The sequence below is a fragment of the Amycolatopsis bartoniae genome (assembly GCF_014191255.1).
GTDB classification, from domain to species: Bacteria; Actinomycetota; Actinomycetes; order Mycobacteriales; family Pseudonocardiaceae; genus Amycolatopsis_E; species Amycolatopsis_E bartoniae.
The window spans coordinates 1,353,114-1,378,298 of sequence record NZ_JACHWH010000001.1 but is presented as its reverse complement, the minus strand read 5'-3'; the positions used below and the strand labels follow the sequence as shown (position 1 = coordinate 1,378,298).

Below are 25,185 nucleotides of genomic sequence, written 5' to 3'. Positions count from 1 at the left end.
TTCCTGATCCACTCCCTGGTCGAGATGTCCGGCCTGCATTGTGCCTGCGCTCGCGGGCGCCCGTCCGGACAGGGTTGCCGAAAACCGGCCGGTAACCAAATCCCGCTCTCCCGCGACTGCCGGAGCATGGTCGAAAGGGCGGTCCGGGTGGCGCTGCAGCTCAAGCATGTCACCGTCGATGCCGGTGGGCGCCCGGTTTCCCTTTCGTATCCCGGAATTCTGCTGGCCGGGTACGAGGACGGCGCGCTCGTGGCGCAGCGGTGGGTGCCCTTCGGGGAGGACCCGTCGGAGGAGGACGACGAGAAGCTCGTCGAGGCGCTGCACAAGGCGGTCCTGTGGGAGGAGCAGGAAGTTCCGTGGTGCTAGCGGGTCAGCAGGACGGCGGTTCCGCGATGCAGCCGGCCGGGCTCGGCGGGCAGTCCCGCATCGCCTGGCGCAGCAGGGAGTAGAGCGTCGCGCGCTGGTCGTGGTCGAGCTCGGCGAACACCTCGTCCTCCACGGACGCGAGCGCGCACTCGGCCTTCGCCAGCCACTGCGCGCCGGCGTCGGTGAGCTCGACGACGTGCCTGCGGCGGTCCTCCGGAGACCGGCGCCGCTCGACGAGGTGGTCGGCCTCCAGGTCGTTGAGCAGGCCGACGACGTTCGTCCCGTCCATCTCCAGCGTGCGGGCCAGCGCCTGCTGGCTGCTGCCGCCGAGGTCGCGCAGCACCGTGAGGGCGAGCAGGTGCCGGGGCCGCAGGCCCAGCGGCGCGAGCACGGACTCCGAACGCAGCCGGATGCGCCGCGACAGGTGGTCGAGCAGCGCGCCCACGCGGGGCGGCGGCTGCTTCACGACCGGCAGGGAGGCCATGAACTCATTCTACGTTCCCGCAGCAGCGATACGCGTGGTACAAATAGTTTGTCCAACATAAACTATCTACGGACGGTCAAACGACATGCCTCATCTCCTGCACATCGACTCGAGCATCCAGGGCGAGAGCTCCGTGACCCGCAAGCTCACCGCGCGGGCGGCGGCGGCCTGGCGGAAGGCGCACCCGGACGGCACGGTCACCTACCGCGACCTCGCCGCGGAGCCGCTTCCGCACTTCGGCGCCGAGAGCGATGCGGCCCGGAAGGTGCCGCCCGCGGAGCGGACCGACCAGCATGCCGCGGCCTTCGCGGTGATGGAGGAGGTCGTGAACGACGTCAAGCGCGCTGACACGATCCTGCTGGGGTTGCCGCTCTACAACTACGGGCCGCCGAGCACCGTCAAGGCGTGGGTGGACCACCTGATCGTTCCCGGGTTGTCCGTCGACATGGAGAACAACGCCGGACTGCTCGGGGGCCGTGAGCTGCTGGTGCTCGCCGCGCGTGGTGGCGGTTACGGCGAGGGCACTCCGCGCGAGGGCTGGGACCACGCGTCGCCGTGGCTGCCGCACGGGCTGGCGCTAACGGGACTGGAGCCGCGGTTCATCGTGGCCGAGCTGACGCTGGCTTCCGTGAACCCGGCGATGGCGGAGCTGATCCCGCTGGCGGAACAGAGCCTGGCGGCGGCGGAACGCGAGATCGACGGGCTCTGGGCTCCCGCGATCGCCTGAGACGGGGGACCTTCCGGCTGTCTGGTCGGAAGGTCCTCTTGTCGGATTTTAAGCTGTTAGTTTTGTCAACAATCCTCTGAGCTGATTGTGCTCAGGTTCGTCGAGGCGAGCGAGCATCGAGCCGTTCACCTCGTCCGCGACTTCTTTGGCCTCCGCGAGTACCTCGCGGCCGGCCTCGGTGAGGCGCAGGATGCGCCGCCGCCGGTCCGCGCCCACCGTGCGGGTGATGAGCCCACGCTGTTCCATGCGCAGCATGAGCCCGGCCAGGGTTGCCTTGTCGATGGCCGCCTGCTGACCCACCGTCGCCTGGTCGACCTCCTCACCCTCGTCGATCACCACGAGCACCGCGTACTGCGGCTTCGTCAGGTTCGGCAGCTTCGCCTGCCAGCGCGCGCCGTGCTCCTGCAGTACCCGGCGCATGAGATGGAACACCGCTTCGTCGACTCGGGACATTCCGCGATGGTAGTGTGAACACGAAAGGTTCGTATACGAACCATCGAGGGAGGGTGTCGTGCGGTTGATCGTGGGGATGACGGGTGCGACTGGGGCGCCGCTGGGCGTGCGGCTGCTCGAGACGCTGCGCGAGCTGGACGACGTCGAGACGCACCTGGTGCTCAGCCGGTGGGCGCGCACCACCATCGAGCTGGAAACTCCTTACAGCGCAAGGGAAGTCGCGAAGCTCGCGGACGTCGTGCACGGCTCGGGCAACCAGGCGGCGAGCATCTCGTCCGGTTCGTTCCGCACCGACGGGATGGTGGTGATCCCGTGCAGCATGAAGTCGCTCGCCGGCATCCGCGCCGGGTACGCCGACGGGCTCATCGGCCGCGCCGCGGATGTCGTGCTCAAGGAGCGCCGCAAGCTCGTGCTGGTGCCGCGGGAGACGCCGCTGAGCGAGATCCACCTCGAGAACATGCTCGCGCTGGCGCGGATGGGCGTGTCGATCGTGCCGCCGATGCCGGCCTTCTACAACAACCCCGAGTCCGTGGACGACGTGCTCGACCACCTCGTCGCCCGCGTGCTGGACCAGTTCGACCTGCCCGCGCCCCGCGCCCGCCGCTGGTCCGGCCTGCACCGATAGGAGAACCATGGCCTACGACGATCTACGGTCCTTTTTGGACGCACTCGACAAGGAGGGGCAGCTGCTGCGGATCCCCGAGCAGGTGGACCCCGAACCGGACCTGGGCGCCGCCGCGAACGCCGCCGCGCGGCTCGGCGACCGGGCGCCCGCGCTGTACTTCGACAACGTCACCGGGTTCACCGACGCGCGCATCGCCTTGAACGTGCACGGTTCCTGGGCCAACCACGCGCTCGCGCTCGGCCTGCCGCCGGAGCTGCCGGTGAAGGAGCAGGTTGCGGAGTTCATCCGCCGCTGGGAGACGTTCCCGGTTGCGCCCGAGCGGCGCGAGAACCCGCCGTGGGCGGAGAACACCCTGGAGGGTGACGACGTCGATTTGTTCCGGGTGCTGCCGCTGTTCCGGCTCAACGACGGGGACGGCGGGTTCTACCTCGACAAGGCGGCGGTGATCTCGCGCGACCCGGAGGACCCGGACCACTTCGGGAAGCAGAACGTCGGCGTGTACCGGATGGAGGTCAAGGGCCGCGCGAAGCTGGGCCTGCAGCCGGTGCCGATGCACGACGTCGCGCTGCACCTGAACAAGGCCGAGCAGGCGGGCGAGGACCTGCCGGTCGCGATCACGCTCGGCAACGACCCGGTGATGACGATCGTCGCGAGCACACCGATGGCCTACGACCAGAGCGAGTACGAGATGGCCGGTGCCCTGCGGGGCGCGCCCGCGCCGATCGCGACGGCGCCGCTCACCGGGCTCGACGTGCCGTGGGGCTCGGAAGTGGTGCTGGAAGGCGTGATCGAGGGCCGGAAGCGGGAGATCGAAGGCCCGTTCGGCGAGTTCACCGGCCACTATTCGGGCGGGCGCAACATGACCGTGGTGCGCATCGACCGGATCTCCTACCGCAGCAACCCGATCTTCGAGTCGCTGTACCTCGGCATGCCATGGACGGAGGTCGACTACCTGATCGGCGCCAGCACCTGCGTGCCCATCTACCAGCAGCTCAAGCGCGAGTTCCCCGAGGTGCAGGCGGTCAACGCGATGTACACGCACGGGCTGCTCGCGATCGTCTCGACGAAGAAGCGCTACGGCGGGTTCGCGAAGGCCGTCGGCATGCGCGCGATGACCACGCCGCACGGGCTGGGCTACGTCAAGATGGTGATCCTGGTGGACGAGGACGTCGACCCGTTCAACCTGCCGCAGGTGATGTGGGCATTGTCAACAAAAGTCAATGCGGCTGGTGACATTGTCAACATTCCTAATTTGCCCGTGGTGGAGCTGGATCCCGGCTCACACCCCGCGGGCATCACGAACAAGCTGATCATCGACGCGACCACCCCGGTCGCCCCCGACAACCGCGGGCACTACAGCCAGCCGGTGCGCGACCTGCCCGAGGCCGCCGCGTGGCTCACCCGGCTGCAGGGCATGCTCGCCGAGCGGTAAGGAGAATTCGCATGTGTCCTCGTTGTGGTCACGAGGTGCTGGCCAAGCTGGCGGACTCGCCGGTGCCCGGGGTATGGGAGGTGCACCAGTGTCAGCTGTGCCTCTACACCTGGCGCACCACGGAACCCGCGCGCCGCACGCAGCGTGAGCTGTACCCGGAGGAGTTCCGCATGACGCGGGCCGACATCGACAACGCGCCGGAGGTCCCGGCCGTACCGCCGCTGCGGGCCGCCCGGTGAGCGACACGCTGATGTGGGAGGTCCGCGCGGTCCCCGGGCGTCGGGACGACCTGCTGCGCTGGGTGGAGGCGACGGTCCAGCGGGAGGCCGACATCTACCTCGGCGGGCAGGACCGGATCGTGGTGATCGCCCGCGGCGTGGCGAAGCTGCCCGACCCGCCGGAGGAGCTGGTGGCGCGGCCCGTGCACCAGTGGCCGTTCCAGCACCACCGGAGGGTCGCGGGGGAGTAGGCCGACAGGCCGGTGACCGTCTGGGTGCGTCACCGGCCTGTCCCTTCGCGTCCGCAGCTCCGCGCGGTGCGGTTCACTCCGGATAGATCCACCACCATTGGTCGGCCCAGGCGCCGCACGTCGTCTGTATCGCGGGCGTTCCCATCGAGGTTCCACGGGCGGCGAGGCACAGCTTGGAGTTCACGTTCCTGAACTGGTACGTGTTGTTCGAATAGTTGTGCGTGATGTGCCAGACCTGGTCGTCATAACCCTGCCAGCAGTCGGTGGCCACCGCCTGGGATTCGGTCGTGCCACGGGCTGCGACGCATCGCAGGGGGCCGTACGCGGTGTCGATGCTGTGCCGGTCGGTCCCCGCCAGGTCGACGATCGACCAGTCGACGACTTCGCCGGAGCAGCCCGTCTGGACCACGGGTTGTTCGCCCGGCGATTCCGAAGCGGCGAGGCAGTACCCCGAATTCGAGTTGACCAGCCAGGCGCGGTACACGTCCATCGGAACCGGTGTGGAGGCCCCGGCTGATCCCGTGCCGGGCAGGATCGCCATGCCCAGCAACAACAACGGCAGAAGTGCTCTCAACATACGCATGATCTGCTCCCTGGCGTGCGTCGGGTGGACGGGGTGCTCAACGGGGTGCGGTGAACTGGAACCCGTCGATGGCGTTGAGCGGGGCGATCGTGCCGTCTTCGGACTGCTGCTTCATCCACTCCTGGTCGCACCAGCCGGTGGACGAGGTGCAGTAGTACGAGGTAGAGCCGGCAGTTCGTGCGGTTGCGCACGGATTCGATCCTGTTCTGGTCGGCAGCGGGAAGGACCAGCAGACGACCTGGGCGTTGGTCGGACAGCCCGCCGCACTGGCTTCGGGTGCCCCGAACGACACCGCTGTGCCGGAGACCAGGGCGGCCGCGGCCACCGGCGCGCGGACGCGAGTCGAGCGAATGTTCACGGTCTTTCCCTTCGTTGCCGGATGTGGTGCGGGAGGCCCGGGCACCACAGGACGGGACCATCCCGGTCGCCCGGGCGGCGCGGTACCCGTTCGCCGGATCCCGGGACGCCCCGGGACGTCCCACCGCGACGACCAGCACCCACGCCGGGGGCGGGGACGCATCGGATCGGACCGACGCACCACCGAACCGGTGCGCAACCGCGCCGGATGTGTCAAGCTCGGAGCTGCTCGATGAGGGAGGCGCACGTGACCAGCAACGTTGTCGGTACCGGCGGGCACATCGTGTTCGTCCTGCACGGGTGGTTCGGGTCGGGGCGGGCGTGGGACAACCTGATCCCGCACCTGGACGCCGAGCGGTTCACCTACGTCTTCCCCGACTACCGCGGCTACGGCGCCCGCCGCGGCGAGCCCGGCGAGCACACGATCGCCGAGGCCGCCGCCGACGTGCTCGCGCTCGCCGACCAGCGCGGCGACGAGCGGTTCTCGCTCGTCGGGCACTCCATGGGCGGCAGCGTCATGCAGTGGCTCTACGCCGACGCGCCCGAACGCGTCCGCGCCCTCGTCGGCGTCTCGCCCGTGCCCGCCAGTGGCGTGCCGTTCGACGACGAGACGTGGCAGCTGTTCTCCGGCGCCGCCGAGGACGCGGCCAAGCGGCGCACCATCATCGACTTCACCACGGGCGGACGGCATCCCGACGCGTGGCTCGACGGCATGGTCCAGCACTCCCTCGAAAACTCCGACAAGGATGCCTTCGCCGCGTACCTGAACGCCTGGGCCCGCACCGACTTCTCCGACCGCATCGCCGGCGCGGAGGTGCCGGTCAAGGTGTTCGTCGGCGAGCACGACCCCGCGCTCGGCGAGCAGGCGATGCTCACGACGTTCGCCCAGTGGTACCCGAAGCTGGAGCTCGAAGTCCTGCCCGACGCGGGGCACTACGCCGCCGACGAGGTGCCCGTCACCCTCGCCAACGCGATCGAAGTGTTCCTGGACCAGCACTGATGACCCGCGCGGACGTCTTCGACCCGAGGGTGTTCGCACGCGGCCTGCCGCACGAGGAGTTCCGCCGCCTCCGCGACACCGAACCCGTGTCCTGGCAGGAAGAACACGAGGTCCTGGGCTGGCCCGCCGGCCCCGGCTACTGGGCCGTCACGCGCTACGCCGACGTGAAGCACGTCCTGCGCACCCCCGAGGTGTACTCGTCGTGGCTCGGCGCCACCCAGATCCGCGACCCGGAACCGGACGACCTCGCGTTCATCCGCCGCATGATCCTCAACATGGACCCGCCGGAGCACAACCGGTTGCGCCGCATCGTCGCCGCCGTGTTCACGCGCCGCCGCCTGGAACGCTTCACCGACCTGATCGCCGAACGCGCCCGGAACCTCCTCGGCGCCGTCGACGGCCGCTGCGACCTGCCCGCCGACGTCACCGACGACTTCCCGCTGCTCAACCTCGCCGACCTGCTCGGCGTGCCGCCCGGCGACCGCGGGCTGCTGCTGAAGTGGACGAACCGCGTGATCGGCTACCAGGACCCGGAACACGCCGAGATCGTCCGCGACGAGCAGGGGAAACCCGTCAACCCGCGCTCACCCGCGATGCTCGCCGACATGTTCGCCTACGCGCAGCAGCTCGCCGCCGAGAAACGCGCCCGTCCCGCCGACGACCTGATGACCGCGCTCGTGCACGCCGAGGTCGACGGCCGCGCCCTCGACGACGCCGAGCTGCAGATGTTCTTCTTCCTCGTGGTGATCGCGGGCAACGACACCGTGCGCAGCGCGCTGCCCGGCGGGGTGCTCGCGCTCGTCGAGCACCCCGGGGAGTACCGGCGGCTGCGGGCGGATCCCGCCCTGCTGCCCGGCGCCGTCGAGGAAATGCTGCGCTGGCACCCGCCCGTGCTGACCTTTCGCCGCACCGCCGCGCGTGATACCGAACTGGGCGGGCAACGGATCCGCGCGGGCGACAAGGTGGTCGTCTACTTCGCGTCGGCGCACTTCGACGAGCGCGCCTTCCCCGACCCGTACCGGTTCGACGTCACGCGCGAACCCAACGAGCACCTCGCGTTCGGCCAGGGCCCGCACCTGTGCCTCGGTGCCCACTTCGGACGGTTGCAGCTGCGGATCTTCTTCCGGGAGTTCCTCCGGCTGCCCGAAGTGAGCCTCGACGGCGAGGTGCGACACCTGACGTCGAACTTCATCAACGGGATCACGCACCTGCCGCTGCGCTGGTGAAGGGGCGCAGCTCCACGCCCTCGCGCACCAGTGCTTCCCGCACCCCGCGGGCGATGTCGACCGCGCCGGGCGTGTCGCCGTGCACGCACACCGACTCGGGCTCGACCTCGACGACGCTGCCGTCGATCGCGACCACCGTGCCCTCGGTGGCCATCCGCACGACGCGGCGCACCACGGCCTCCGCGTCGTGCACGACGGCGCCCGGCTCGCGTCGCGAAACCAGCGTGCCCTCGGGGGTGTAGGCGCGGTCGGCGAACGCCTCGCGCACCGGCCGCAGACCCGCGTTTTCGGCCTGGCGCAACCATTCCGAACCGGGCAGGCCGAGCACCGGCAGCGTCGCGTCGTAGGCCTTCACCGCTTCGACGACCGCCGCCGCCTGCTTCGCGTGGTGCACGATCGCGTTGTACAGCGCGCCGTGCGGCTTCACGTAGCTCACGCGGGTCCCGGCGACGCGGGCGAACCCGTCGAGCGCGGCGATCTGGTAGATCACGTCGTTGACCAGCTCGGCGGGGTCGACGTCGATGAACCGGCGGCCGAACCCGGCGAGGTCACGGTACCCCACCTGCGCCCCGACGGCGATGCCCCGCGCGGCGGCCCGCGCCGTGACGCGGCGCAGCACGCTCGGGTCGCCGGCGTGGAAGCCGCACGCCACGTTCGCGCTGGTCACGATGTCCAGGAGCGCGTCGTCGTGGGTCAGCGGCCAGATGCCGAAACCCTCGCCGAGGTCGCTGTTCAGGTCGATCACTTGCGCGTCCCCTCCCCGTTCCTTACCGAACTCGAACATCGCGGCCACCTTCCTCGAACCCGCACCGGGCACAGTCGGTGCCGGAGAACGAAGGAGGAAACCACATGCGTCTTCCCATCCGTGCCGCGGTCGCGGGCTGCGGCGCCGTCGTGGCGCTCGCCGCGGGCGTTCCCGCGGCGTCCGCCGAGACCACCGAGACCACCGAGCCTACGACCCCCACGTACGCGCCGGTCACGCTGAGCCCCGAGGAGTCCCAGCACCTGTGCGCCGACGTGCTGCCGAAGATGCTCGACCACCGGGCGAAGCTCACCGCCCGGATCAACGGCGACGCGAACACCAAGGGCTCGGTGGCGTGGCTGCGCGCCCGCGCGGACGCGCAGCGGGCCAAGGGCCACACCAAGGCGGCCGACCAGCTGGTGGTGCGCGCGGACCGGCGTGCCGGGCGGTTGGACGACCTCAAGTCCGCGCAGGACCGGCTGAACGCGTTCAAGACCGCGCACTGCGTGGCGAAGTGAGCGTGCGCAGGGCCGTGGTGGCCGTGGCGCTGGGCGTGTTCGCGCTGTGCTGCGCGGGCTGCCACGAGCAGGCGAGCGCGCCCGCGCCACAACCACAGGACGAACTGAGCCGGATCCAGACTACGCTGGACGCGATCGACTCCGAGCTGGCGGGCGACGGCTCGCCCTGACCCCGGGAGAGCCCGTGTCCGCACCCGGCCGTGGTCTCGTCCTGGTCGTCGAGGACGAGCCCGCGATCGCCGAGCTGATCGCGCTCTACCTGCGGCGGGACGGGTTCGGCGTGCACGTCGAGAGCGACGGTGACGCCGCGCTCGCGGCCGTGCGCCGGCTGCGGCCGGTCGCCGTCGTGCTCGACATCGGACTGTCCGGAAAGGACGGCGTCGAGGTCTGCCGGACGCTGCGCGCGGGCGGCGACTGGACGCCCGTCCTGTTCGTCACCGCCCGCGACGACGAGGTGGACCGCCTGCTCGGGCTGGAGCTGGGTGCCGACGACTACGTGACCAAACCGTTCAGCCCGCGCGAGCTCGCCGCCCGGGTCCGCGCCGTGCTGCGCCGCGCGCACGGCGCCCCCGCGGAGGTGCTGTCGCTGGGCGAGGTCCGGATCGACGTGCCCGGGCGGCGGGTGTGGGCAGGCGAGCGCGAGGTCGCGCTGACCTCGACCGAGTTCGAGCTGCTGGCGCAGCTGATGCGGCGGCCGGGGCGGGTGTTCGAGCGGGAGCACCTGCTGAGCGCGGTGTGGGGCTACGCCGCGTCGGCCGGCACTCGCACCGTCGACGTGCACGTGGCGCAGCTGCGGGCGAAACTCGGCGACGCGAGTCCGATCAGGACGGTCCGGGGCGTCGGGTACGCGGCGGACGCGCCCTGATGCGCCGTTCGCTGGCGTTCCGCATCACCGCGCTGTGCCTGGCCGTCGCCGGGGTCGCGGTGCTCGTCGCCGGGCTCGTCGCGGCGGGGCTCGTCCGCCGGGCCGGGCAGGACGTGCTGCGGACCTCGCTGGCCGCGCAGGCGGACGTGGTCGCGAGCCAGGTCGACGAGGCGGGGCTGGGCTCCCGGCTGGGGCTGCCGAAGGTCGCGGACGTGTTGCGGGGACAGGGAATTTCGATCGTGGTGGTCCGCCCACGGGGAGTGCTGCCGGGCAACGACGCCGCGGCCGCCCGTGCCGCGATGGAGGCCGGGCTGAGCGGGATCACCGCGGGACAGGTGATCTCCGCGAGCCGGACCGTGGCGGGGCAGCAGTACCTCGTCGAGGCACGCGGCGTGGGAACGGGGGTGGGGTTCGCGTTGGTGGCGCCGGTGCAGACGGGCCGGGCCGCGCAACGCACGCTGGTGCGCGACATCCTGTTGTCGCTGGGTGCCGGGCTGCTGGTGGCGGCCGCGGCCGGGCTGCTGCTCGGGCGGCTGCTGGCGCGGCCGTTGCGGCGCACGGCGGACGTGGCGGCGACGATGCGGCAGGGACGGCGGGACCTGCGGGTGCCGGTGGAAGGCCCGGCCGAGGTGGCGGAGGTCGCGACGGCGGTGAACGAGCTGGCGGTCGCGTTGCAGCAGAGCGAGGCCCGGCAGCGGGAGTTCCTGCTGTCGGTGTCCCATGAGCTGCGCACGCCGCTGACGGCGGTGCACGGGTTCGCGGAGTCGCTCGCGGACGGGGTCGTCTCCGGAGAGGAGGCGCGGCGGGCGGGGGAGACGATCCGCCAGGAGTCCGGGCGGCTGGAACGGCTGGTGAGTGACCTGCTCGACCTCGCGCGGCTCGGCGCGGACGAGTTCCGGCTGGACCTGGCGGAGGTGGACCTGACCGACACCGTGCGGCACTGCGCGCAGGTGTGGCGGACGCGGTGCGAGCGCGCGGGAGTGGACTTCCACGTCGAGCTGCCACCCGAACCGGTGTTCGCGGTCGCCGACGCCCGGCGGTTGCGGCAGGTGCTGGACGGTCTGGCGGAGAACGCGTTGCGCGTGACTCCGGCCGGGGCGCCGTTGACGCTGTCGTTGAGCGGAGCGGGAGTGCTCCAGGTGCGTGACGGCGGCCCAGGGCTGGCGCCGGAGGACTACGCGGTGGCGTTCGAACGGGGCACGCTGAACGCGAAGTACCGCGGGCGGCGCCCGGTCGGGTCGGGGATCGGCCTGGCGCTGGCGCACGGCCTGGTGACGCGGATGGGCGGGACGATCTCCGCGGGCCCGGCTCCCGAGGGCGGCGCCGCGTTCACGATCGCGCTGCCACCGGCGGGTGGTCGTCCTACGCTCGGATCGTGACGCGACTGAAGCTGACCTCGACCGTACTGGGCACGCCCGATCCGCGTGGGCTGGCGGACTTCTACCAGAAGCTCCTCGGCTGGCCCATCGGCACGGACGAGCCGGACTGGGTGACGTTGCGGCCCGAGGACGGCGGCGCGGGTCTGTCGTTCCAGACGGAGACCGAGCACACGCCGCCGGTGTGGCCGGCCGGGCGGGCGGACCAGCAGATGCAGCTGCACCTGGACATCGAGGTGGACGACCTCGCGGCGGCGGTGGAACTGGCCACGGCGGCGGGCGCGAAGGTGGCGGACTTCCAGCCGCAGGACGACGTGCGCGTGTGCCTCGACCCGGCCGGTCACCCGTTCTGCCTGTGGACGCGGGGTTGACCGGTGATCCTCGAACACGACGGGCACCGGCCCCGCATCCACCCCTCGGCGTACGTGGCGCCGAACGCGGTGGTCTGCGGTGACGTGTCGGTCGGAGCGGACGTCCGGGTGCTGTTCGGCGCGGTGCTGACCGCCGAAGGAGGCGCGATCGAGGTCGGCGAGCGCTCGATCGTCATGGAGAACTCCCTGGTCCGGGGCCGCGGGGGCCACGCCACGGCGATCGGCCGCAGTGTGCTGCTCGGGCCGCACAGCCACGTCAACGGCGCGGTGGTCGAAGACGAAGCGTTCATCGCCACCGGCGCGGCTGTGTTTCCCGGCGCGCGGATCGGGAAGGGCGCGGAGGTGCGGGTGCACGGGGTCGTGCACGTCAACGCTCAGGTGGCGCCCGGCACGGTGGTGCCCATCGGCTGGGTCGCCGTCGGCGATCCGGCGCGGCTGTTCTCCCCGGACCAGCACGAGGAACTGTGGCGCGTTCAGCGGGACGCGGACTTCCCCGGCACGGTGTTCGGGCTGGCGCGGGAAGAGGCGACGATGGACCGCGTGACCGCCCGCTACGCCGAGCTGTTCGGCAGGCACCGGACGGACCGCTTCCTCGACGGCGCCTGATTTCGGGGCGTTTCTGCCACACTTCTCGGGTGCCCCTGAAATCGGTCGTCAGTGAGAGGTGCCGGGCCTTTCTCGCGGCGGGCGAAGAGATCCGTTACCTGTTCCCGGCGATGTCGCTGATGATCAGCGGAATGCAGCTCGCGGCGGGCTACCTGGTGGTCGTCACGGAGCGGCGGGTGGTGGTGCTGGCGTGCAGCCGCTGGCGCCGCAACGCCCCGCAGTCGGTCTGGGCGGACCACCCGAGGGGAACGCGCCTCGGCCCGGTCGAGGTGCACCCGTCCCTCGGGCCCACCGTGCGGATCGGAGACCTGACGCTGGAGGTGGACGAGGAGTACGTCCCGGTCATCCGGGCGGCGGACCTGGAACTCGACGGCGGAAGGGGCTCACCGGAGGATCCGTTGCCGGACCTGTGATCCGGTGCGCCCCCGCCGCTACTCGCCCTCCAGGTCGCCCTCCGTGCGGAGGTAGACCTCGCGCAGCTGGTCCAGCAGAGCCGGGTCCGGCTCGGCCCACAGGCCGCGGTCCGCGGCCTCTGTGAGGCGCTCGATGATGCCCCGCAGCGCCCACGGGTTGGACTGCGCCAGGAAGTCCTGGTTCTGCTGGTCCAGCACGTACGACTCGGACAGCTTCTCGTACATCCAGTCCTGCACGACACCCGCCGTGGCGTCGAAGCCGAACAGGTAGTCCACCGTCGCCGCCAGCTCGAACGCGCCCTTGTAGCCGTGCTTGCGCATCGCCGCCAGCCAGCGCGGGTTCACCACCCGCGCGCGGAACACCCGCGCCGTCTCCTCGTGCAGCGACCGCGTGCGCACCGCGTCCGGCGACGTCGAGTCACCGATGTACGACGCCGGTGCCTGACCCGTCAGCGACCGGGTGAACGCGATCATCCCGCCGTGGTACTGGAAGTAGTCGTCGGAGTCCGCGATGTCGTGCTCGCGCGTGTCGGTGTTCTTCGCCGCCACGACGATCCGGCGGTACGAGCTCTCCATGTCCTCCCGCGCGGGCTTGCCGTCCAGCTCACGGCCGTACGCGTACCCGCCCCACGTCGCGTACACCTCCGCCAGGTCCGCGTCGTCGCGCCAGTTGCCGGAGTCCATCAGCGGCAGCAGGCCAGCCCCGTACGCGCCCGGCTTGGAGCCGAAGATCCTGGTGGTGGCACGGCGTTCGTCGCCATGACTCTCCACATCGGACAGATAGTGGGCGCGGACGTAGTTCTGGTCCAGCGGCTCGTCCAGCTGGGCCACCAGCCGCACCGCGTCGTCCATCAGGTCGATCACGTGCGGGAACGCGTCGCGGAAGAACCCGCTGATTCGCACCGTCACGTCGATGCGCGGGCGCCCCAGCTCCGCCAGGGAAATCGGCTCCAGACCGGTGACCCGCCGCGAAGCCTCGTCCCACACCGGCTGCACGCCCAGCAGCGCCAGCACCTCCGCCGCGTCGTCGCCCGAAGTGCGCATCGCCGACGTGCCCCACACCGACAGGCCCACCGACTGCGGCCAGTCGCCGGTGTCCTCGCGGTACCGCTTCAGCAGCGAGTCCGCCAGCGCCTGTCCCGTTTCCCACGCCAGGCGGCTCGGAATCGCCTTCGGGTCGACGGTGTAGAAGTTCCGGCCCGTCGGCAGCACGTTCACCAGGCCGCGCAACGGCGAACCACTCGGCCCCGCCGGGATGTAGCCGCCGTCGAGCGCGTGCAGCACCGCGTCGATCTCCGCCGTCGTGCCCGCCAGCCGCGGCACGATCTCCGTCGCGGCGAACCGCAGCACCGAAGCGACCGGCTCCTCGACGGAAATGGCGTCCACCGACCAGTCGGCCGCCTCCATGTCGAGCACCAGCTGCCGCGCGGTCGCCTCGACGGCATCCACATCGGACAGTGGTGCGTCCTCCTTGAGGCCCAGCGCCGAACGCAGGCCCGGTACGGCACCGGCCTTGCCGCCCCACATCTGCTGCGCGCGCAACATCGCCAGCACGAGGTTCACCCGCGCTTCGCCTGTCGGCGCCTCGCCCAGGATGTGCAGCCCGTCACGGATCTGCGCGTCCTTCACCTCGCACAGCCAGCCGTCGATGTGCAGCAGGAAGTCGTCGAACTCCGCGTCGTGCGGGCGCTGTGCCACGCCGAGGTCGTGGTCGAGCTTCGCGGCCTGGATGAGCGTCCAGATCTGCGCGCGGATCGCGGGCAGCTTCGCCGGGTCCATCGCCGCGATGTTCGCGTGCTCGTCGAGCAGTTGCTCCAGCCGCGCGAGGTCGCCGTAGCTCTCGGCACGAGCCATCGGCGGGATCAGGTGGTCGACGATCGTCGCGTGCGCGCGGCGCTTGGCCTGCGCGCCCTCGCCGGGGTCGTTGATCAGAAACGGATAGATCATCGGCAGGTTGCCCAGCACGGCGTCCGGCGCGCACGACGCCGACAGGCCCGCGGTCTTGCCCGGCAACCACTCCAGCGACCCGTGCTTGCCCAGGTGCACGACCGCGTGCGCGCCGAACTCCTCCTCCAGCCAGCGGTACGCGGCGAGGTAGTGGTGGCTCGGCGGCAGGTCCGGGTTGTGGTAGATCGCGACCGGGTTCTCGCCGAACCCGCGTGGCGGCTGGATCATCAGCACGACGTTGCCCGCCTGCAGCGACGCCAGCACTATGTCGCCGTTGTCCACGTACAGCTCGCCGGGCGCCGGGCCCCAGTGCCGTTCCACCTCCTCGCGGAGGTCCTCGGGCAGCCGCGCGAACCACTCGCGGTAACGCGCGGCGGGCACGCGGATCGGGTTGCCCGCCAGCTGTTCCTCGGTCAGCCACTCGGGATCCTGGCCGCCCGCGGCGATCAGCGCGTGGATCAGCTCGTCCCCGTCACCGGACTCGATGCCGGGGAACGGTTCCGGACCCAGGTCGTAGCCCAGCTCGATCATGCGGCGCAACAACTTCACGGCCGACGCGGGCGTGTCCAGGCCGACCGCGTTGCCGACCCGCGAGTGTTTCGTGGGATACGCCGACAACATCAGCGCGATGCGGCGCTCGGGCGGCGGGGTGTGCCGCAGCCGGGCGTGGGCCAGCGCGATGCCCGCGACGCGGGCCGCGCGCTCGGCGTCCGGCACGTAGTGCGGCAGCCCGTCCTCGTCCAGCTCCTTGAACGAGAACGGGACCGTGATCAGCCGCCCGTCGAACTCCGGCACCGCCATCTGGTTCCCGGCGTCCAAAGGGGACAGACCCTCGTCGTTGGCCGCCCACGTCTCGTGGTCGCTGGTGAGGCACAACGCCTGCAGCATCGGCACGTCGAGCGCGGCCAGCTCCGACACGTCCCACGCCTCGTCATCGCCGCCCGCGCCGACCTCCGACGGCCGCGTGCCGCCCGCCGCGAGGACCGTGACCAGCAGCGCGTCCGCCTTCGCCAGCTCCGCCATCATCTCCGGCTCACGGGAGCGCAGCGACGCGCAGTGGATCGGCAGGGCCTGCCCGCCCGCGTCCTCGACCGCGCGGGACAGGGCCTCGACGAACGCCGTGTTGCCCGCCAGGTGGTGCGCGCGGTAGTAGAGGATCGCGACGACCGGACCCTCGCTGCGGCGGGGCTCCCGCTCCAGCACGCCCCACATCGGCTGCGGCGCGGGCGGCTCGAAACCGTCGCCGGTGAGCAGCAGGGTGTCGGAGAGGAACCGGTGCAGCTGCGTGAGGTTCTCCGGCCCGCCCTGCGCGAGGTACGCGTGCGCCTCGGTGGCGATGCCCGCCGGGACGGTGGACAGCTCCATCAGCTCCGCGTCCGGCGTCTGCTCGCCGCCGAGCACCACGACGTGCGCGCCGCTCGCGCGGACCGCGTCGAGCCCCTGCTGCCACGTCCGCGCCGAGCCGAGGATGCGCACGACGACGATGCGGGCACCGTCGAGCAGGGCGGGCAGCTCGGCCAGGTCGAGCCGGGCCGGGTTGGCCAGCCGGTACCCGGCGGTGCTCGCCCTGGCACTCAGCAGGTCGGTGTCCGAAGTGGACAACAGCAGGATCACGCGGTGCCTCCTAGGTCTCACCCCCAACTCTCCGGGGGCGGGCGGCCCCGCGTCAAGCGGATCGCTCACCGAGCCGCGGGAACGGCTCAGTGGAGAAAATCACCTCCACGCCCACCTCGAAGTGCTGCGCGATCTTCAACGCCAGGTACAGGCTCGGGCTGTACTCGCCGCGTTCGAGGTAGCCGATGGTCTGGTAGTGCACGCCCAGCGCCTCGGCCAGCTCGCGCCGCGAGATCCCCCGCTCCGCGCGCAGCATGGCGATGCGGTTGTAGATCGTCTCGCTCATCGCGGCATCCGCTGCAAGGCCTTCTCCCGGCGAGCGGCCACGGTCGAGCCGGACTCGCGACGCGCCATCCTACGCAACACCACCGGCGCCAGTAGCAGGCCGAGCACCGCCCACACGCCCAGCATGCCGACCGTCTCCAGGTGCCGCCACGAGTGCCCGATCTCGACCGCCGACAACGCGTCCGGCAGCAGCGCCGAGCGCATCCCCAGGCCCACCCAGTAGATCGGGAACACCTGGCCTACGCCCTGCAGCCAGGACGGCAGGCTGGTGATCGGGTAGAAGATCCCGGAGAGGCCGACCATCCCCATGATGGGCAGCATCACCAGGCCCATGCTGCGCGTGCTCGGCAGCAGCGAACCGAGGATCGCCCCGAGCGGCATGCTCGCCACCAGCCCCAGCACGAGCACGCCGAGCAGCGCCAGCCACGAGCCCGCCCCCAGGTCGAGCCCGCCCGTCACGAACAGCCCGGGAACGAGCACCAGCACGCACGCGACCAGCGACATCCCGGAGACCTGCACGATCTTCCCGACCAGGTAGCCGACCATGCCGTTCGGGACGGCCTTCGCCCGCAGCAGGGTGCCGTCCTCGCGTTCGGTCACCAGTTGCTGGCTCAGGTTGACCAGGCCGCCGAACGCGACGTTCATGCCCAGCACGCCCGGCAGCGTCAGCGAGCTGAGCTGGAAGTTCATCCCCGGCACGGACGAGCCGCGCATGAACACCATCACGGCCGTCAGCAGCACCGCGGGGAACAGGTACGACCACAGGTCGGCGGTGTTGGTGAAGGTCTGCCGCAGCTCGATGCGGCCGCGGACCAGCCCGGCGCGCCCGGCGCCCACCAGCACGTTCATCGGGTTCCCTCCTCGAACCGGCGCACCATCGCCACGTAGGTGTCCTCCAGGCTCGCCCGCCGCACCTCCAGGTCGGCGATCTCCTCGCCGTACTGCCGGAACAGCTCGTACACGAACTTCGTCGGCTCGCTGGTGGTGTGCACGTACCGCTGCCCGTCGCGGGTCCACTTGACCTCGGCCTCCGTGGACATGCGGCGCGACAGCTCGTCGGCCGAGCCGTCGGCGATGATCGAGCCGCCGGCCAGGATGAGGATCCGGTCGGCCAGCTTCTCGGCCTCGTCCAGGTCGTGCGTGGTGAGCAGGATCGTGGTGTCCTCGTCGTCGGAGAGCCGGTGCACGAGGTCGTGGAACTCGCGGCGGGCCTCCGGGTCGAACCCCACCGTCGGCTCGTCGAGGAACAGCAGCTCGGGCCTGCCGACGATGCCGATCGCCACGTCGAGCCGCCGCCGCTGGCCGCCGGACAGCGAACTGGTGCGCTTGTGGGCGTGCGGGGCCAGCCCGACGGTCTCGATCAGCTCGTCGACGTCCCACGGCCGGCGGACGCGTTCGGTCGAGTAGTCGCGGTAGTACGAGCCGAGGTGCGCGAGCAGCTCCCGCACCCGCCACTTCGCGTGGTCGCGCCACGACTGGAGCACCACGCCGATCCGCGCCCGCCACGCCTCGTCGCCCCTGGCCGGGTCGACGCCGAGGACGCGCACGTCGCCCGCGGAACGCATGCGGAAGCCTTCGAGGATCTCGACGGTGGTGGTCTTGCCCGCGCCGTTCGGCCCCAGCAGTGCCAGGACCTCGCCGCGCTCGGCGGTGAAGTCCACCCCCTTCAGCACGTCCTGGGTGCCGTAGCGCATCCGCAGGTCGCGGACGTCGAGCACTGCCGTGCCGGCTCTCACGGGGTCCACCACACCCCGTGGACCGTTCAGAACTGTCATAGTCCTTGTCCCCCTTGTTCCCGTGGTGCGATGAAATGTAGCAGGACTACTACATCCGATCCAACAGTTACAGTGAGCCCATGTCCGTCCGCTTCCGTCCCGACGCGTGCCCTGGTGTCTTCGCCACGCACGACGCCGCGGATGGCGCGCTGGCGCGAGTCCGGCTGCCGGGCGGGCGGATCACCGCCGCGCAGCTGGACGTGCTCGCGGCCTGCGCGGAGGAGTTGGGCGACGGCTCGGTGCACCTGACCTCACGCGGGAACGTGCAGTTGCGCGGCCTGTCACGGGACACGGGGGAGCTGGTCGGGCGCCTCTCGGACGCCGGTCTGCTGCCCGCGCCGTCGCACGAGCGCGTGCGGAACTACCTCGCGTCGCCGCTGAGCGGTCTCGCCGGCGGGCTGGTCGACGTCCGCCCGCTGGTGGCCGAGCTCGACGCCGCGGTGTGCGCGGAGCCCGCGCTCGCCGGGTTGCCGGGCCGGTTCCTCTTCGCGCTGGACGACGGGCGTGCGGACGTCGCCGCGGAGGACGCCGACCTGTGCTGGCAGGCGCTCGACGACTCCGACGGCGTGTTGCTGCGGGCGGGGGAGCCCGGGCCGCGGGTGCCGCGTACGGAGGCGGTCGCCGTGCTCGTGGCGGAGGCGTTGCGGTTCCTGGAGATCCGCGGGACCGCGTGGCGGATGCGGGAGCTGCCGGGATTTTCCGGTGTGCGGCGGCCTTTTCGGCCTGTCGAGCCGGGGCCGTTCGTGCGCGACGACGGGCGTCGTGGGCTGTGCGTGGCGCCGCTGTTCGGACAGCTGAGTGCCTCGCAGCTGCGGGCGTTCCGGAGCGACGTGGTCATCACGCCGTGGCGGAGCGTGGTGGTGCCCGAGTACCGGCCGGAGCTGACGGCGTTGTCCGCCGACAGCCGGGTGAGCGCGTGCATCGGGCAGCCTGGTTGCGCGAAGTCACGCGCGGACGTGCGGGCGGACGCGCGGCGGGTGTCGGCACGGGCGCACTTCTCGGGTTGTGAGCGGCGGTGCGGCAAGCCCCGCGACGCCGTCGACGTGGTGGCGGTCGAGGGCGGGTATCTCGTCGACGGTGCGTGGGTGTCCGTCGAGGCGTTGGTGGATGTGCTGGGACAGAAGGGAAACCGGTGATCGACTATCTGAGGGACGGGGCGGAGATCTACCGCCACTCGTTCGCCACGATCCGCGACGAGGCCGACGTCGCGATCCTGCCGGAAGACCTCGAACCCGTCGCGGTGCGCATGATCCACTCGTGCGGGATGGTGGACCTGGTCGACGACCTCGCCTACTCGCTGGAGCTTGTCGAGTCGGCCCGCGCGGCGCTGCGCTCGGGCGCGCCCGTGTTGTGCGACGCGCAGATGATCGCCAGCGGCATCACCCGGCGGAGGTTGCCTGTCAACAATCCGATTGTCTGTACGTTGTCTGATCCACAAGTCCCCAATCTTGCGGAACGACTTGGCACCACGCGTTCGGCCGCGGCGCTGGAGCTGTGGCGGGACCAGCTGGCGGGCTCGGTCGTCGCGATCGGCAACGCGCCCACCGCGTTGTTCCGGCTGCTCGAAATGATCGAGGAGGGCGCGGGCGTGCCCGCGGCGATCATCGGGGTGCCGGTGGGTTTCGTGGGTGCGGCCGAGTCCAAAGTGGAGTTGGTGAAGCGGGCGCCCGCGCCGTACCTGGTGGTGCACGGGCGCCGTGGGGGCAGTGCGATGGCCGTGGCCGCGGTGAACGCGCTGGCGAGTGAAGCCGAATGAGCACGGGGAAGCTGTGGGGTGTCGGCCTCGGTCCTGGTGACCCGGAGCTGCTGACCGTCAAGGCGGCGCGGTTGATCAGCGAGGCGCAGGTGATCGCCTACCACAGCGCGCGGCACGGCAGGAGCATCGCGCGTTCGGTCGCCGAGCCGTACCTGCGTGAGGGGCAGGTCGAGGAGCGGCTGGTCTACCCGGTGACCACGGAGACCACCGATCATCCGGGCGGGTACGAAGGCGCGATCGCGGAGTTCTACGAGCTGAGCGCGAAGCGTCTCGCCGAGCACCTCGACGCGGGCCGCGACGTGGTCGTGCTGTGCGAGGGCGACCCGTTCTTCTACGGGTCCTATATGTACATGCACGAGCGGCTGTGCGACCGGTACGAGGCGGAGGCCGTCCCGGGTGTGACGTCGGTGAGCGCGGCCTCGGCGGTGCTCGGGCGTCCGCTGGTGCAGCGGGACGAGGTCCTCACGGTGCTGCCGGGCACCTTGCCGGCCCCGGAACTGGCCCGTCGGCTGGCGGACACGGATGCGGCGGCCGTTCTCAAGCTGGGCCGCACGTTCGGTTCGGTGCGGGAGGCGTTGGCGGAGTCCGGCAAGCTGGAAAGCGCTTACTTCGTCGAACGGGCCACGTGGCAGGCGCAGCGGGTGGAGCCGTTCGCGGAGGTCTCCCCGGACTCGGTGCCGTACTTCTCCCTCGCCCTGGTGCCCAGCCCTGCCTACGCGGGCCGGAAGTCCGGTGCTGTGCCTTCTGCCGAGCCTCCTGCCGAGGGCGGCGAGGTCGTGGTCGTCGGCTTGGGGCCCGCGGGCCCGCAGTGGCTGACCCCGGAGGCGGCGGAGGCACTGGAAGCCGCGGAGCACCTCGTGGGCTACGGCCCGTACCTGGCGAAGGTCCCGCAACGAGCGGGCCAGCAGCGGCACGCGTCGGGTAACCGAGTGGAAGCAGACAGGGCAAGGGAAGCGCTTTCTCTGGCCCGCGCCGGAGCCCGCGTGGCAGTGGTGTCCTCGGGCGACCCGGGCGTTTTCGCGATGGCGTCGGCGGTGCTGGAACAGGCGTCGCTGCTGGAGGAGCCGGTCCCGGTGCGGGTACTCCCAGGCGTGACGGCAGCGCAGGCGGCGGCCTCCAAGGTCGGCGCACCCCTGGGGCACGACTACTGCGTGATTTCCCTGTCGGACAGGCTGAAACCGTGGGAGATCATCGAAAAGCGCCTGGACGCGGCGGGCGCGGCAGACCTGGTGATCGCCATCTACAACCCAGCCTCCAAAACGCGGACGACGCAACTGGAACAGGCAAAGAACGTCCTGCTACGCCACCGCCCAGAGGGCACGCCGGTAGTCATCGCAAGAGACATCGGTGGCCCAGAAGAAGAAACCAGGATCACCACATTAGGGACCTTGGATCCGTCCACAGTAGACATGCGCTGCCTGTTGATAATCGGCAGCACAAAAACCCGCACCACAAACGGTCAAGTCTGGACCCCCCGCACCTACTGAGCCCGGGACACGCCCAGGCCTCCCCCGCCCCCGATACAAAGCCGTCATTAGCGGTTGGCTCGCCGTGTCAAGGGTCGCGCAGCGATCGCGAAGCGACGCCGAAGGCGCCCTTGACGCGGCGAGCCAACCGTTAAACGATCAGCGATCGGGGCGTTCAACGCAACCACAATCGCGCGCAGCGCGGCTTTTCGCGCGCAGCGCGGGTTCAAAGATCAAAAGATGCCTCGCCGGCGGGCAGGCTCCAGGATGAGCCAGGGGATGCCCTCCACCTCACCTTGGCAGCGTGGTCGAGTTGAGTGGTCATCCCGTCGCCTGCGGTTTGTGCATATCACTTTGAGGACCAGCCGCAAGGTTGGCATGACAAGCGCCGGAAAGCACGAAGGTTGCGGCTGCTCCTCAAAGTGATCGTCCTGAATCAGGCGACGGGATGACCACCCAACTCTCGGGTTTTCATGTTTCAGGCCCCTCCCGCTGGCGCGGAAGGGGCCTGAAACCCGAAATCACCGCGTCGCCGTGGAGCCGTTCGGCTGCTGCGGGCCCGGGCCGGGGGACCACCAGCCCCACACGGTCTTCTCCCCGTGTTCCACGTGGGGCGTCGTGCCCTCCGTGTACGGCTCGATCTGGATCAGCTGGCCCCACGGCTGGCCCGGGTCGCCTTCGAGGTAGCTCGGGACCTCGGGTTCGCTCGCGACCTCTTCCAGCCAGCCGAGCGGACCACCGCCGATGTTGTCCGCGATGCCCGCCTCCAGTGCGAGCGTGCCCGCCGTGATGCGGTACGCCGGGACCTGCGAGATGCCGTCGTGCGAGGTCACCGGGTTCATGCACGGGTAGACGAACGCCGCGGGCCAGTCCATGTACACCGGGGCGTTGCCGACGCGCTGGGTGAGCGTCGTGAACGTCGGGACGCGCGGGGCGCTCACCGCGACCCAGCCGTCCTCCGTGACGTCGTCGTCCTTCGCGACCACGCGGACCACCGACACGTTCGCGGGCAGGTCACCGAGCTGGACGCGTTCGTCGGTCCACTTGCCGGTGTCCGTGGTGTCGCTGCCCGACTTCGTGCCCACGCCCTGGGGCAGCACGGTGTCGGTCCGGACGATCTTCACGCCCTCCGCCGTCTCGGTGCCGAACTCCAGCGCGACGCTCGTGGCCTTGCCGCTCTTCGCCGCGACGGCCACCACGACCTGCTTGTCGGCGCGGTTCGCGGGCAGCGCGTACCAGTCCGTGCGCAGACGGCCCGTGGGCGTGCCCGGGTTCTCGTGATAGCTGCTCCACATCGGCACGGTGCTCGTGGTGAACCCGTGCGGCGGCCCGCTCAGCGGGTCGTCCCCGCCCTGCGCGGTCGAGTGGAACCCGGCCTGCGTCTTGCCGTTGTCCTCGTCGATGGGCGGCAGGCCCGGGGTGGGCTGGTGCGGCACCGGCACTGTCTGCGCGGCGACCGGCTTGAGCACGCTCGACACCGGGTCCTGCTCCACCATCACGTGGTCGGACAGGTTGCAGCTGGTGGTGAACAGGTGCTCGACGTTCGCGGCACCGAGGCTGTAGCTGCCCCACTGCTTCTGGATCGCCTTGCCCATGCTGGCGAACTCGAACGCGACGACCAGGCCGCAGACCACGACGAGCGAGATCGAGCCCAGCTTCAGCGCCCGCAGCCGCCGTTCGTGCGTCGGCGGCGGCAGCAGGACGGGCCGCTGCGCCTTCACGTTCTCCACGAACGCGATCACCGCCGCGACCGCCGCCGCCAGCAGCAGCACCGTCGACAGGTGGAAACCGTGGATCGACGGCGCCTTGTCGAACCACGGCACGCCGAGCCCGGACACGAACCAGTACGCGTTCGGTCCCGTCGCCGCCAGCGCCGCGACCGCGAGCAGGCCCGCGGTGAACGTCGCCCGGTTCCGCTTCGAGCGCAGCACCGTCGAGCTGGTGGCCAGGGCCGTGAGCGCGGCCATCGCCGAGCCCACGGCGGCGAACGCGCCGAAGTGGTGGGTCCACTTCGTCGGCGTCAGCGCCAGCAGCAGGAAGAACAACGCGGTGGTGCCGATGAGCCGCCGGGCCGGGCCGAGCGCGGCGCCCTGGATGCGGCCGCGGCGCAGCAGCACCACCAGGCACGCGCCGGTGCACAGGATCAGCAGCAGCACCGGGAAGCGGCGCGTCATGGAGCCGTCGGCGCTGTCGGCGAACAGCAGCTCGTACCGCGAAAGCTCGTTGTACCAGGGCAGGTTCGGGCCGACGTTGCCACGCAGGCGGGTCGCCTCCGCGACGGTGGCGAACGTCTGGTCGGCGAACACCACCACGAGCACGATGAACCCGGCGCCCGCGATCGGCGCGAGCACCGACAGCCAGCCGGACTCCTTGGCCCGCGTGCGCAGCATCTGGAACAGCGGCCGCGCGGCGACCAGGAACGGCGCGACGGCGATCAACGCCGTGGGCGTGGCGGCGAGGGCGAACGCGGCGCCCACCAGGCCAAGGCACAACGGGAGCAGGCGCCGGGTGACCAGCGTCCGCTCGACCGCGCACAGCGCCAGCAGCGAGCCCAGCGCGGCCCACGGCTCCGGGCGCACGCCGTTGTTGAACGGCAGCCACCAGACGAGGAACACCATCGCCGCGGCCCAGCTCGCCGCCGGGCTCTGCCGGACCTGGTTGCCCAGCCGGGGCATGACCTCGCGGCTGATCAGCAGCCAGCAGATGATCGCGATCAGGAACGACGGCAGCCGGATCCACGGCGGCACCGTGGACACCGTGGCCATCAGCTCGTAGATGTGGTCGTTCCAGCCGAACGGCGCCTCCGCGACGCCGAACCACCGGTGGTAGTTGGTCAGGTAGCCGACCTGGTCGGCGACCCTGGCCATGGTCAGGATGTAGCCGTCGTCGGACGTCACGGGCCCGATGAAGACCCACGCGCCGAGCACGCCGAACACCGTGAAGTCGCGTGGCGTGAGCTTCCACCAGCCGACCGGCGCCCAGCGGGGCGCGCGGCGGGCGCGGCCGCGGTCGAGCCGGTTCACCGCGATGAGGCAGCCCAGCAGCGACAGCACGCCGAACACGCCGACGCCGACCTTGAGGCCCGTCGGCGAGGACTGGTAGCGCGTGTCCGGGGTGATGGAGACGCTCAGCCCGGTGATCGGGTCCTTGGCCGACGTGAGGTCGGTGTAGATCCCGACGACGCGCGGCCGGACGTCGCCGCCGGAGTCGTAGACCGCGGTGCCCGCCACCTTCAACGTCGTGTGGGTGGCGGTCGACGTGAACGTGACGTCGCAGCCCGCGGCGGGCAGCGGCTGGCGGGCGACCTGCTGACCGCGGTTGAACGCCGTCAGGACACCCTTCTCGACGCGCAGGAACACGCCCGCGCCGTTGCCGGTGCGCGCGCCGGGCACGGTGGAGAACAGCAGCGCGCCGTCCGGCGACCGGGAGTCGAGCGACTGGATGGTGCCGCACGGCAGGTCGACGCGCATCTCCTGCGCCCAGTAGCCAGTGAGCGGCGCGTTGACCGGGCGCGTGTCGGTGCCGACCGGCCAGGTGATGCGCGCGGTGTCCTGCACCACCGGCAGGAACGGGTACGCGATGGCGCACGCGGCCGCGAACAGGCCGAGCACGACGGACAGCCAGTGCCAAAGTCTGGTGCCGGGCACGGTCGGGGGTGGGGTGTCCGGGCGGGGCTGCTCCGGATCGGTCACCTCACCGGAGGTGACTGTCGGCGTCCTGCTGGCCATC

The 25,185-nt window shown here is 71.0% G+C and carries 28 protein-coding genes; 18 read left to right on the top strand and 10 right to left on the bottom strand.

The window, feature by feature from the left end; genetic code table 11:
• Positions 1-126 precede the first annotated feature (126 nt).
• Complete coding sequence (locus FHX82_RS06735) at positions 127-366, top strand: hypothetical protein (RefSeq protein ID WP_145938564.1); 240 nt, start codon at positions 127-129, stop codon at positions 364-366.
• 4 nt (positions 367-370) lie between these two features.
• Here the strand turns inward: FHX82_RS06735 and FHX82_RS06730 are convergent, their stop codons facing one another.
• Positions 371-850: a MarR family winged helix-turn-helix transcriptional regulator gene (locus tag FHX82_RS06730; RefSeq protein WP_183176502.1), complete on the bottom strand. Its 480-nt coding sequence runs from the start codon at positions 848-850 to the stop codon at positions 371-373.
• An 85-nt stretch (positions 851-935) separates the two neighbouring features.
• Here FHX82_RS06730 and FHX82_RS06725 point away from each other — a divergent pair, with 85 nt between their 5' ends.
• On the top strand, positions 936-1,577 hold the full coding sequence (locus FHX82_RS06725; protein WP_145938565.1) for an FMN-dependent NADH-azoreductase: 642 nt from the start codon (positions 936-938) through the stop codon (positions 1,575-1,577).
• 48 nt (positions 1,578-1,625) lie between these two features.
• Here FHX82_RS06725 and FHX82_RS06720 read toward each other — a convergent pair whose 3' ends face one another.
• Positions 1,626-2,030, bottom strand: a complete 405-nt coding sequence (locus tag FHX82_RS06720) for a MarR family winged helix-turn-helix transcriptional regulator (protein ID WP_145938566.1) — start codon at positions 2,028-2,030, stop codon at positions 1,626-1,628.
• A gap of 58 nt (positions 2,031-2,088) precedes the next feature.
• Here FHX82_RS06720 and FHX82_RS06715 point away from each other — a divergent pair, with 58 nt between their 5' ends.
• Genes FHX82_RS06715 through FHX82_RS06700 form a run of 4 tightly spaced genes read left to right on the top strand, consistent with a single transcriptional unit; the run spans position 2,089 to position 4,556 of the window.
• Positions 2,089-2,655 (top strand): non-oxidative hydroxyarylic acid decarboxylases subunit B, encoded by a 567-nt coding sequence (locus FHX82_RS06715; RefSeq protein WP_145938567.1) that lies wholly within the window; start codon positions 2,089-2,091, stop codon positions 2,653-2,655.
• Positions 2,656-2,662: 7 nt separating this feature from the next.
• Positions 2,663-4,087 carry a non-oxidative hydroxyarylic acid decarboxylases subunit C gene (locus tag FHX82_RS06710; RefSeq protein ID WP_145938568.1) on the top strand — a complete coding sequence of 475 codons (1,425 nt, stop codon included), beginning with the start codon at positions 2,663-2,665 and terminating at the stop codon, positions 4,085-4,087.
• 11 nt (positions 4,088-4,098) lie between these two features.
• Complete coding sequence (locus tag FHX82_RS06705) at positions 4,099-4,326, top strand: non-oxidative hydroxyarylic acid decarboxylases subunit D (protein ID WP_145938569.1); 228 nt, start codon at positions 4,099-4,101, stop codon at positions 4,324-4,326.
• Positions 4,323-4,556, top strand: a complete 234-nt coding sequence (locus FHX82_RS06700; RefSeq protein WP_145938570.1) for a hypothetical protein — start codon at positions 4,323-4,325, stop codon at positions 4,554-4,556. Before FHX82_RS06705 ends, FHX82_RS06700 begins: the two co-directional genes overlap by 4 nt.
• Before the next feature lie 73 nt (positions 4,557-4,629).
• On the opposite strand, the gene FHX82_RS06695 is transcribed toward FHX82_RS06700, so the two are convergent.
• Together FHX82_RS06695 and FHX82_RS06690 are read right to left on the bottom strand one after the other, a co-directional pair.
• Entirely contained in the window at positions 4,630-5,097 is a 468-nt protein-coding gene (locus tag FHX82_RS06695) for an RICIN domain-containing protein (RefSeq protein WP_183176501.1), read from the bottom strand.
• A 79-nt stretch (positions 5,098-5,176) separates the two neighbouring features.
• Complete coding sequence (locus FHX82_RS06690) at positions 5,177-5,497, bottom strand: hypothetical protein (protein WP_145938572.1); 321 nt, start codon at positions 5,495-5,497, stop codon at positions 5,177-5,179.
• Positions 5,498-5,728: 231 nt separating this feature from the next.
• Here FHX82_RS06690 and FHX82_RS06685 point away from each other — a divergent pair, with 231 nt between their 5' ends.
• Both FHX82_RS06685 and FHX82_RS06680 read left to right on the top strand, forming a co-directional pair.
• The gene (locus FHX82_RS06685) at positions 5,729-6,496 is read left to right on the top strand and encodes an alpha/beta fold hydrolase (protein ID WP_145938573.1); all 768 of its coding nucleotides are present in this window, start codon (positions 5,729-5,731) and stop codon (positions 6,494-6,496) included.
• Positions 6,496-7,722 carry a cytochrome P450 gene (locus FHX82_RS06680; RefSeq protein WP_145938574.1) on the top strand — a complete coding sequence of 409 codons (1,227 nt, stop codon included), beginning with the start codon at positions 6,496-6,498 and terminating at the stop codon, positions 7,720-7,722. Before FHX82_RS06685 ends, FHX82_RS06680 begins: the two co-directional genes overlap by 1 nt.
• Here the strand turns inward: FHX82_RS06680 and FHX82_RS06675 are convergent.
• Positions 7,697-8,506, bottom strand: a complete 810-nt coding sequence (locus FHX82_RS06675) for a LamB/YcsF family protein (RefSeq protein WP_145938575.1) — start codon at positions 8,504-8,506, stop codon at positions 7,697-7,699. The genes FHX82_RS06680 and FHX82_RS06675 overlap by 26 nt on opposite strands.
• A 65-nt stretch (positions 8,507-8,571) precedes the next feature.
• On the opposite strand from FHX82_RS06675, the gene FHX82_RS06670 reads away from it, so the two are divergent.
• From FHX82_RS06670 to FHX82_RS06640, 7 genes are read left to right on the top strand one after another with little or no spacing between them, the layout of a single operon-like run.
• Complete coding sequence (locus FHX82_RS06670) at positions 8,572-8,982, top strand: hypothetical protein (RefSeq protein ID WP_145938576.1); 411 nt, start codon at positions 8,572-8,574, stop codon at positions 8,980-8,982.
• Positions 8,979-9,152: a hypothetical protein gene (locus FHX82_RS06665; RefSeq protein WP_229880520.1), complete on the top strand. Its 174-nt coding sequence runs from the start codon at positions 8,979-8,981 to the stop codon at positions 9,150-9,152. The genes FHX82_RS06670 and FHX82_RS06665 overlap by 4 nt, the downstream gene beginning before the upstream one ends.
• A gap of 14 nt (positions 9,153-9,166) precedes the next feature.
• On the top strand, positions 9,167-9,847 hold the full coding sequence (locus FHX82_RS06660) for a response regulator (protein ID WP_145938577.1): 681 nt from the start codon (positions 9,167-9,169) through the stop codon (positions 9,845-9,847).
• Complete coding sequence (locus FHX82_RS06655) at positions 9,847-11,226, top strand: HAMP domain-containing sensor histidine kinase (RefSeq protein WP_145938578.1); 1,380 nt, start codon at positions 9,847-9,849, stop codon at positions 11,224-11,226. The genes FHX82_RS06660 and FHX82_RS06655 overlap by 1 nt, the downstream gene beginning before the upstream one ends.
• A gap of 5 nt (positions 11,227-11,231) precedes the next feature.
• On the top strand, positions 11,232-11,594 hold the full coding sequence (locus tag FHX82_RS06650) for a VOC family protein (RefSeq protein ID WP_145938590.1): 363 nt from the start codon (positions 11,232-11,234) through the stop codon (positions 11,592-11,594).
• Positions 11,595-11,597: 3 nt separating this feature from the next.
• A complete protein-coding gene (locus FHX82_RS06645; RefSeq protein ID WP_145938579.1) occupies positions 11,598-12,200 on the top strand; it encodes a gamma carbonic anhydrase family protein in 603 nt (200 codons plus the stop codon).
• A 29-nt stretch (positions 12,201-12,229) separates the two neighbouring features.
• Positions 12,230-12,613: a hypothetical protein gene (locus FHX82_RS06640; RefSeq protein WP_145938580.1), complete on the top strand. Its 384-nt coding sequence runs from the start codon at positions 12,230-12,232 to the stop codon at positions 12,611-12,613.
• 18 nt (positions 12,614-12,631) lie between these two features.
• Here the strand turns inward: FHX82_RS06640 and cobN are convergent, their stop codons facing one another.
• From cobN to FHX82_RS06620, 4 genes are read right to left on the bottom strand one after another with little or no spacing between them, the layout of a single operon-like run.
• The gene (cobN, locus tag FHX82_RS06635; RefSeq protein ID WP_145938581.1) at positions 12,632-16,174 is read right to left on the bottom strand and encodes a cobaltochelatase subunit CobN; all 3,543 of its coding nucleotides are present in this window, start codon (positions 16,172-16,174) and stop codon (positions 12,632-12,634) included.
• Between the two features lie 52 nt (positions 16,175-16,226).
• Positions 16,227-16,460, bottom strand: a complete 234-nt coding sequence (locus FHX82_RS06630) for a helix-turn-helix transcriptional regulator (protein ID WP_145938582.1) — start codon at positions 16,458-16,460, stop codon at positions 16,227-16,229.
• The gene (locus FHX82_RS06625; RefSeq protein WP_145938583.1) at positions 16,457-17,308 is read right to left on the bottom strand and encodes an ABC transporter permease; all 852 of its coding nucleotides are present in this window, start codon (positions 17,306-17,308) and stop codon (positions 16,457-16,459) included. The genes FHX82_RS06630 and FHX82_RS06625 overlap by 4 nt, the downstream gene beginning before the upstream one ends.
• The gene (locus FHX82_RS06620; protein WP_221215679.1) at positions 17,305-18,153 is read right to left on the bottom strand and encodes an ABC transporter ATP-binding protein; all 849 of its coding nucleotides are present in this window, start codon (positions 18,151-18,153) and stop codon (positions 17,305-17,307) included. The genes FHX82_RS06625 and FHX82_RS06620 overlap by 4 nt, the downstream gene beginning before the upstream one ends.
• A gap of 161 nt (positions 18,154-18,314) precedes the next feature.
• Between FHX82_RS06620 and FHX82_RS06615 the strand changes: the two genes are divergently transcribed.
• The 3 genes from FHX82_RS06615 to FHX82_RS06605 are packed head-to-tail and all read left to right on the top strand — an operon-like array spanning position 18,315 to position 21,477.
• Positions 18,315-19,370: a ferredoxin-like domain-containing protein gene (locus FHX82_RS06615; RefSeq protein WP_145938585.1), complete on the top strand. Its 1,056-nt coding sequence runs from the start codon at positions 18,315-18,317 to the stop codon at positions 19,368-19,370.
• The gene (locus tag FHX82_RS06610) at positions 19,367-19,990 is read left to right on the top strand and encodes a precorrin-8X methylmutase (RefSeq protein WP_145938586.1); all 624 of its coding nucleotides are present in this window, start codon (positions 19,367-19,369) and stop codon (positions 19,988-19,990) included. Before FHX82_RS06615 ends, FHX82_RS06610 begins: the two co-directional genes overlap by 4 nt.
• A complete protein-coding gene (locus tag FHX82_RS06605) occupies positions 19,987-21,477 on the top strand; it encodes a precorrin-2 C(20)-methyltransferase (protein ID WP_145938587.1) in 1,491 nt (496 codons plus the stop codon). The genes FHX82_RS06610 and FHX82_RS06605 overlap by 4 nt, the downstream gene beginning before the upstream one ends.
• Positions 21,478-21,977: 500 nt before the next feature.
• Here the strand turns inward: FHX82_RS06605 and FHX82_RS06600 are convergent, their stop codons facing one another.
• Positions 21,978-25,184 carry an arabinosyltransferase domain-containing protein gene (locus FHX82_RS06600; RefSeq protein WP_183176500.1) on the bottom strand — a complete coding sequence of 1,069 codons (3,207 nt, stop codon included), beginning with the start codon at positions 25,182-25,184 and terminating at the stop codon, positions 21,978-21,980.
• Position 25,185: the final 1 nt, after the last annotated feature.

Excerpts from the sequence above, each read along its gene's own strand:
- FHX82_RS06735 (WP_145938564.1), top strand. The coding sequence starts at position 127 with ATGGTCGAAAGGGCGGTCCGGGTGGCGCTGCAGCTCAAGCATGTCACC.
- FHX82_RS06730 (WP_183176502.1), bottom strand. The coding sequence starts at position 850 with ATGGCCTCCCTGCCGGTCGTGAAGCAGCCGCCGCCCCGCGTGGGCGCG.
- FHX82_RS06725 (WP_145938565.1), top strand. The coding sequence starts at position 936 with ATGCCTCATCTCCTGCACATCGACTCGAGCATCCAGGGCGAGAGCTCC.
- FHX82_RS06720 (WP_145938566.1), bottom strand. The coding sequence starts at position 2,030 with ATGTCCCGAGTCGACGAAGCGGTGTTCCATCTCATGCGCCGGGTACTG.
- FHX82_RS06710 (WP_145938568.1), top strand. The coding sequence starts at position 2,663 with ATGGCCTACGACGATCTACGGTCCTTTTTGGACGCACTCGACAAGGAG.
- FHX82_RS06705 (WP_145938569.1), top strand. The coding sequence starts at position 4,099 with ATGTGTCCTCGTTGTGGTCACGAGGTGCTGGCCAAGCTGGCGGACTCG.
- FHX82_RS06695 (WP_183176501.1), bottom strand. The coding sequence starts at position 5,097 with ATGGCGATCCTGCCCGGCACGGGATCAGCCGGGGCCTCCACACCGGTT.
- FHX82_RS06685 (WP_145938573.1), top strand. The coding sequence starts at position 5,729 with ATGAGGGAGGCGCACGTGACCAGCAACGTTGTCGGTACCGGCGGGCAC.
- FHX82_RS06680 (WP_145938574.1), top strand. The coding sequence starts at position 6,496 with ATGACCCGCGCGGACGTCTTCGACCCGAGGGTGTTCGCACGCGGCCTG.
- FHX82_RS06675 (WP_145938575.1), bottom strand. The coding sequence starts at position 8,506 with ATGTTCGAGTTCGGTAAGGAACGGGGAGGGGACGCGCAAGTGATCGAC.
- FHX82_RS06670 (WP_145938576.1), top strand. The coding sequence starts at position 8,572 with ATGCGTCTTCCCATCCGTGCCGCGGTCGCGGGCTGCGGCGCCGTCGTG.
- FHX82_RS06655 (WP_145938578.1), top strand. The coding sequence starts at position 9,847 with ATGCGCCGTTCGCTGGCGTTCCGCATCACCGCGCTGTGCCTGGCCGTC.
- FHX82_RS06630 (WP_145938582.1), bottom strand. The coding sequence starts at position 16,460 with ATGAGCGAGACGATCTACAACCGCATCGCCATGCTGCGCGCGGAGCGG.
- FHX82_RS06625 (WP_145938583.1), bottom strand. The coding sequence starts at position 17,308 with ATGAACGTGCTGGTGGGCGCCGGGCGCGCCGGGCTGGTCCGCGGCCGC.
- FHX82_RS06620 (WP_221215679.1), bottom strand. The coding sequence starts at position 18,153 with ATGCGCTACGGCACCCAGGACGTGCTGAAGGGGGTGGACTTCACCGCC.
- FHX82_RS06615 (WP_145938585.1), top strand. The coding sequence starts at position 18,315 with ATGTCCGTCCGCTTCCGTCCCGACGCGTGCCCTGGTGTCTTCGCCACG.
- FHX82_RS06605 (WP_145938587.1), top strand. The coding sequence starts at position 19,987 with ATGAGCACGGGGAAGCTGTGGGGTGTCGGCCTCGGTCCTGGTGACCCG.
- FHX82_RS06600 (WP_183176500.1), bottom strand. The coding sequence starts at position 25,184 with ATGGCCAGCAGGACGCCGACAGTCACCTCCGGTGAGGTGACCGATCCG.